Here is a 5,447-nt window from a genome sequence, read left to right as displayed (position 1 = left end):
ACGCCCGGCCACACGCCGGGCCACCAGTCGCTCCTCGTCGACGATGACAGCGGCCGGACGATCGTCGGTGGCCAGTGCTGCTACACGTGTGCCGAGTACACCGCCCGCGAGCTCGATCCCGGCGACGTGCACGACGAGAGCTGGTCGGACACGTCACGTGCGTCGCTCGACCGGCTGCATGCGCTCGAGCCCGATGTCGTCCACTTCAGCCACGACCGCACCGTGTACCGGAGGGCGGCATGAACCGGCCGTTCCGATTCGCGGTGCAGGGCGGGCCCCTCGACGATGCCGCGCGGTTGGCCGATCACGCACGGCGGGTCGAGGCGCTCGGCTACCAGGAGCTCTACACGTACGACCACGTCGGCGCCGACCCAGATCGGGAGGGTGCGAGGGAGGGCCCGGGTTCGATCGATCCGTTCGCTCCGCTGGTCGTCGCCGCGACGGCGACCGATCGACTACGAGTCGGCCCACTGGTGATCAACAACGAGCTCCACAACACCGCTCTGCTCGCCCGCACCGCCGCCACGGTCGATCGGCTGACCGGCGGCCGGCTGGTGCTCGGCCTCGGCACCGGCTACGACGAGGCCGAGCACGACTGGATCGGATCGCCCATTCGCCGACCCGGCCCGCGCGTCGACCGGTTCGCCGAGTCGCTCGAGGTGCTGCGGAGCCTGCTCGACGACGGTGCGGCCGAGCTCGACGGCGAGCACGTCCGGGTCCACCTCGCCGACCTGGGTGTCCGACCAGTCAACGACCACGTGCCGTTCCTGATCGGCGGGCATGGCCGCCGTGTCGTGTCCCTCGCGGGAAGGTTCGCTGACATCTTCCAGTTCACCGGCCTCGTCCACGGCGAGGGCGGCAAGCCGAGTGGTGGCGGATTCGCGCTCGACCAGGTCGTCGAGCGGGCGGGCTGGCTCTCCGAGGCGGCGGGCCCTCGCGACTCCGACATCGAGCGGTCGGCCCTGGTGCAGTTCACCGCCGTCGGCCCGGACGCTCCGGCCGCGGCCGAGCTGAGTGAGCGGTTCCGGCTCGACGCCGAGGTGATCGAGCACACACCGTTCGCGCTGTTCGGCTCGCTCGAACAGGTCGTCGACGAGATCGAGCGGTTGCGCGAGCACGTCGGCATCAGCCACTTCGTCGTGCGCGACGCCGAGGGGTTCGCGCCGGTGGTCGAAGCGCTCGCCGGCCGCTGAACCGTCGCCTCAGGCCCCGGCGAGTGCGTCGAGGAACGATCGCGCCCAGTCGCCAACGTTCGCGTCGGCGACCGCCGTGCGCATCGCCTCCATCCGTGGGCGGCGCTCGTGGCGATGCATCTCGACCGCCTGCACGATCGCATCCTGGAGGGCCTGCTCGTCGTGCGGGTTGACGAGGAGCGCGTCGCTCAGCTCGTCGGCGGCACCGGTGAACTCCGAGAGCACCAGCACGCCGTCGCCGTCGACGTGGGCCGCGACGTACTCCTTGGCGACGAGGTTCATGCCGTCCCGGAACGGTGTCACCAACATGATGTCGCCCGCCCGGTAGAGCGGGATCAGATCCTCGACCGGCAGCATGCGATAGAGGTAGTGGATGGCGGGGAAGCCGAGTCGAGCGTGACGGCCGTTGATCTCGCCGATGATCTGCTCGATCTCGCGGCGCTCCTCCTGGTACAACTCGACCCGCTCGCGGGTCGGCGTCGCGATCTGCACGAGGACATGGCGCTCGGCGTCGAGGCGACCGTCGTCGAGCAGCTGGCCGAAGGCTCGCAGCCTGCTGCCGATCCCCTTGGTGTAGTCGAGCCGATCGACGCCCAGCAGGATCACCTCGGGATCGCCGAGGCGGGTGCGGATCTGCGAGACGCGCTGCCGGGTTGCCCGCCCACTCGCCAGCAGCTCGAACTCGTCGACGTCGATCGAGATCGGGAAGTGACCCACCTGGACGGTGTGGTCGTCGAGGTGGACGAGGTCGTCGGCGACCTCGGTCGCCCCGGCCAGCTGGTGGGCGGCGGCGACGAAGTTGCGTGCACCCCGGGCCCGCTGGAACCCCAGCACGTCGGCACCGAGCAGGCCGCGGATGATCTCGGCGCGCCACGGTAGGCGCTGGAACAGCTCCAACGGCGGGAACGGAATGTGGTTGAACCAGCCGATCCGGACGTCCTGGCGCCGCTCGCGCAGGAACATCGGCACGAGCTGGAGGTGGTAGTCGTGGATCCACACGTTCGCGCCCGGCGGCGAGATCTCGGCCAGCCGGTCGGCGAAGCGCCGGTTGACGTCGACGTAGGCATCCCAGTCCTCGCTGCGGTAGCCGGAGTCGCGGATGGCGTCGTGGTAGAGCGGCCAGAGCGTGTCGTTGGCGAAGCCCTCGTAGTAGCGCTCGAGCTCGCGATCCGAGATCGAGATCGGGTGGAGGTCGATGCCGTCCACGTGGATCATCTCGGACGAGCTGTCGGCCTCGCCCGTCCACCCGACCCAGCTCCCCTTGGACTCCTGGACGATCGGCAGCAGGGCGCGCACGAGCCCGCCCGGACTGGTGGCCCAGCCGTCCTCGGTGCGCCTAATCGGCAACCGGTTGGCGGCGAGCACGAGCGGTCGTTCGGGTGACACGGGCGGCGGCTGCTCGTTGATACCGCTCACGGTACCCACCGCGACGGGTCGTTGGACAGGGCCGAACTACTCGCCCCAGCCGAGGCGTGCGTCGTGGCGCCGTGGCGCGGTGGCCGGCCGGTCAGGCGCGCTCGAGCGCTTGCGCGAGATCGGCGACCAGATCGCTGGCGTGTTCGATGCCAACCGACAGCCGGATGAGGTTGTCGGGCACCTCGAGCGGCGAGCCGGCGGCCGACGCGTGCGTCATCGCGCCCGGGTGCTCGATGAGGCTCTCGACGGCACCGAGCGACTCGGCGAGCGTGAACAGCTCGGTCGACGCCGCGATGCGCCGGGCGGCCTCCTCGCCGCCGGCGACGGTGAAGCTCACCATGCCGCCGTAGTCGCGCATCTGGCGGGCTGCGGCAGCGTGGCCCGGATGGTCGGGCAACTGCGGGTAGAGCACGCGATCGACAGCGGGATGCTCGATCAGCAGATCGACGATGGCCCGTGCGTTCTCGCTGTGACGGTCCATCCGGACGCCGAGCGTCTTGGCGCCGCGCATGACGAGGTAGCAATCGAACGGCGACGGCACCGCGCCCGCGGCGTTCTGCGTGAAGCGGAGCCGGTCGGCGATCGTGTCGTCGTCGACGGCGAGGAAGCCGCCGACGACGTCGCTGTGCCCGCCGAGGTACTTGGTCGCCGAGTGGACCACGATGTCGGCACCGAGGGTCACCGGCTGCTGCAGGTACGGCGTGGCGAACGTGTTGTCGACGACCACGAGCGCCCCCCGCTCGTGGGCGATCTCGGCGATCGCCTCGATGTCGAAGCAGGTGAGCAACGGGTTGGTCGGCGTCTCGAGCCACACCATGCCGGTGTCTTCGGGCCAGCCGGCGACGACCGCGTCGAGGTCGCCGAGGTCGACGGCCGTCCACGGGTACCCCATCGGCGACCACACCTTGGCGATCAGCCGGAACGTGCCGCCGTACGCATCGTTGCCGAGCAGGATCCGCCGGCCCTGCTCGAGGAGCCTGATGACGTTGTCCTCCGCAGCCAGGCCGCTCGCGAACGCCAGTCCGTGGCGCGCCGCTTCGAGGGCCGCGATCTGCTCCTCCATCGCCGTGCGCGTCGGGTTACCCGACCGCGAGTACTCGTAGCCCTGGTGCACGCCGACCTCGCGCTGGGCGAACGTCGTCGCCAGCGAGATCGGCGGCACGACGGCACCGGTGCCCGCGTCCGGCTCCTGGCCGGCGTGGATGGCCAGCGTCTCGAACGCCCAGCCGACCTGCTGTTCCTCTTCACCCATGTGGTTCTCCGTTCGTCGAGCCGGTCGTCGGCGATCGAGCGATCACCGTTCGGCCTGGGCCTCGAAGAACGAGAGGATGTCGGTGCGGGTCAGCACGCTGAGCGGCCGTCCCCCCGACAGCACGAGGAGTGCCGGGGCGGTGTGGAGCATCTCGATCGCGAGGTCGAGGCTCTGACCGATGCCGATCGTCGGCAGCTTGTCGCCCATGACGTCCTCGACCGCCTTGTCCATGACGGCCGGCTCGTCGGCGATCGACTCCATCAACTCGAGCTCGTCGACCGATCCCGACACCTCGGCCGCGGCGAACGGCGGCGTGTTCTTGCAGACCGGCAGCTGGCTGACGCTGCTGGCCCGCATGCGATCGATCGCGGTGCGCACGGTCTCGCCGGGGTTGACGTAGAGCAGGTTCTCGATCGACGGGTTGCGGGCCTCGAGCACCGCCCCGACCGACTCGTCGCACTCGGTGAGGAAGCCGAAGTTGGCCATCCAGTCGTCGTCGAACACGCGCGAGAGGTAGCCGCGACCCGAGTCGGGGTTGAACACGACGACGATGTCGTCGGGGTCGGCGCGGCGAGCGACCTGGATGGCGGCGGCGACCGCCATGCCGCCCGAGCCGCCGATCAGGATGCCCTCGACCTGGCTGACGTGGCGCGCCATCATGAAGCTGTCCGCGTCGCTGATCGCGATCGTCTCGTCGTACAGCTCGGGCTCCCACGCCGCGGGGAAGAAGTCCTCGCCCACGCCCTCGACCAGATAGGGACGCCCCGACCCGCCCGAGAAGACCGAGCCCTCGGGGTCGGCGGCGATGATCTTGACGTCCGGATTCTGCTCCTTGAGGTACCGCGCCACGCCGGTGATCGAACCGCACGTGCCGGCACCCGCGACGAAGTGAGTGATCCGCCCGGCCGTCTGCTCCCAGATCTCGGGCCCGGTGGTCTTGGTGTGGGAGATCGGGTTGTTGGGGTTGGCGTACTGGTTGGGCCGGAACGCGTTGCGCTCGTGCGTGAGCCGTTCGGCGACCTTGTAGTAGCTGCGCTCGTCGTCCGGCGCGACCGCGACCGGGCAGACGACCACCTCGGCGCCGTAGGCCTTGAGGAGCGAGATCTTCTCGGGCGCCACCTTGTCGGTCATCACGAACACGCAGTCGTACCCGCGCTGCGCGGCGACGATGGCGAGGCCCACGCCGGTGTTGCCGCTGGTCGGCTCGACGATCGTGCCGCCCGGCTGCAGCTCACCGCTGCGCTCGGCGGCGAGGATCATCTCGAGCGCAGGCCGGTCCTTCGAGGAGCCGCCCGGGTTCGTGGTCTCCATCTTCATCGCCAGCACGCAGGGCAGGTCCTCGACCTCCATGATCCGCTTCATGCGGACCAGGGGTGTACCCCCGAACAGATCGATCACCGAGTCGGCGATCTGCGTGCCTTCGAGGCGGGCGTCGACCATGGGTCGAGCGTAACCAAGGCGAGCGCACCGTGTTCGCTCGGGCCGGCAACGCCGCCGCCGGGCCTACGATGCGACCGATGGTCGACGCCCGCCTCGAAGGCACGCAGATCGCCGACTCGGTGATCGATCTGTTCGGGGGTACACCC

General features: G+C 70.0%; 4 protein-coding genes and 1 pseudogene. 2 read left to right on the top strand and 3 right to left on the bottom strand.

Going from position 1 to position 5,447, the window contains the following annotated elements:
* Both QNJ12_RS23620 and QNJ12_RS23615 read left to right on the top strand, forming a co-directional pair.
* Positions 1 to 243: pseudogene (locus QNJ12_RS23620) on the top strand (hypothetical protein); the annotation flags it as partial.
* Positions 240 to 1,193: a TIGR03621 family F420-dependent LLM class oxidoreductase gene (locus QNJ12_RS23615; protein WP_300626549.1), complete on the top strand. Its 954-nt coding sequence runs from the start codon at positions 240 to 242 to the stop codon at positions 1,191 to 1,193. The pseudogene QNJ12_RS23620 and the gene QNJ12_RS23615, both read left to right, overlap by 4 nt.
* Positions 1,194 to 1,202: 9 nt before the next feature.
* On the opposite strand, the gene QNJ12_RS23610 is transcribed toward QNJ12_RS23615, so the two are convergent.
* The 3 genes from QNJ12_RS23610 to QNJ12_RS23600 all read right to left on the bottom strand — a co-directional run bounded on the left by QNJ12_RS23610 (position 1,203) and on the right by QNJ12_RS23600 (position 5,301).
* Positions 1,203 to 2,609, bottom strand: coding sequence for a trehalose-6-phosphate synthase (locus tag QNJ12_RS23610; RefSeq protein WP_300626547.1), 1,407 nt, complete (start codon positions 2,607 to 2,609; stop codon positions 1,203 to 1,205).
* A gap of 91 nt (positions 2,610 to 2,700) precedes the next feature.
* Positions 2,701 to 3,861 (bottom strand): cystathionine gamma-synthase, encoded by a 1,161-nt coding sequence (locus QNJ12_RS23605; RefSeq protein ID WP_300626545.1) that lies wholly within the window; start codon positions 3,859 to 3,861, stop codon positions 2,701 to 2,703.
* A gap of 42 nt (positions 3,862 to 3,903) precedes the next feature.
* Positions 3,904 to 5,301, bottom strand: coding sequence for a pyridoxal-phosphate dependent enzyme (locus QNJ12_RS23600; protein ID WP_300626543.1), 1,398 nt, complete (start codon positions 5,299 to 5,301; stop codon positions 3,904 to 3,906).
* Between the last annotated feature and the right edge of the window lie 146 nt (positions 5,302 to 5,447).

The organism is Ilumatobacter sp., from assembly GCF_030065885.1.
Taxonomy (GTDB): domain Bacteria; phylum Actinomycetota; class Acidimicrobiia; order Acidimicrobiales; family Ilumatobacteraceae; genus Ilumatobacter.
The sequence above is the reverse complement of the archived record's forward strand: the minus strand, read 5'-3'. Positions and strand labels throughout refer to the sequence as shown.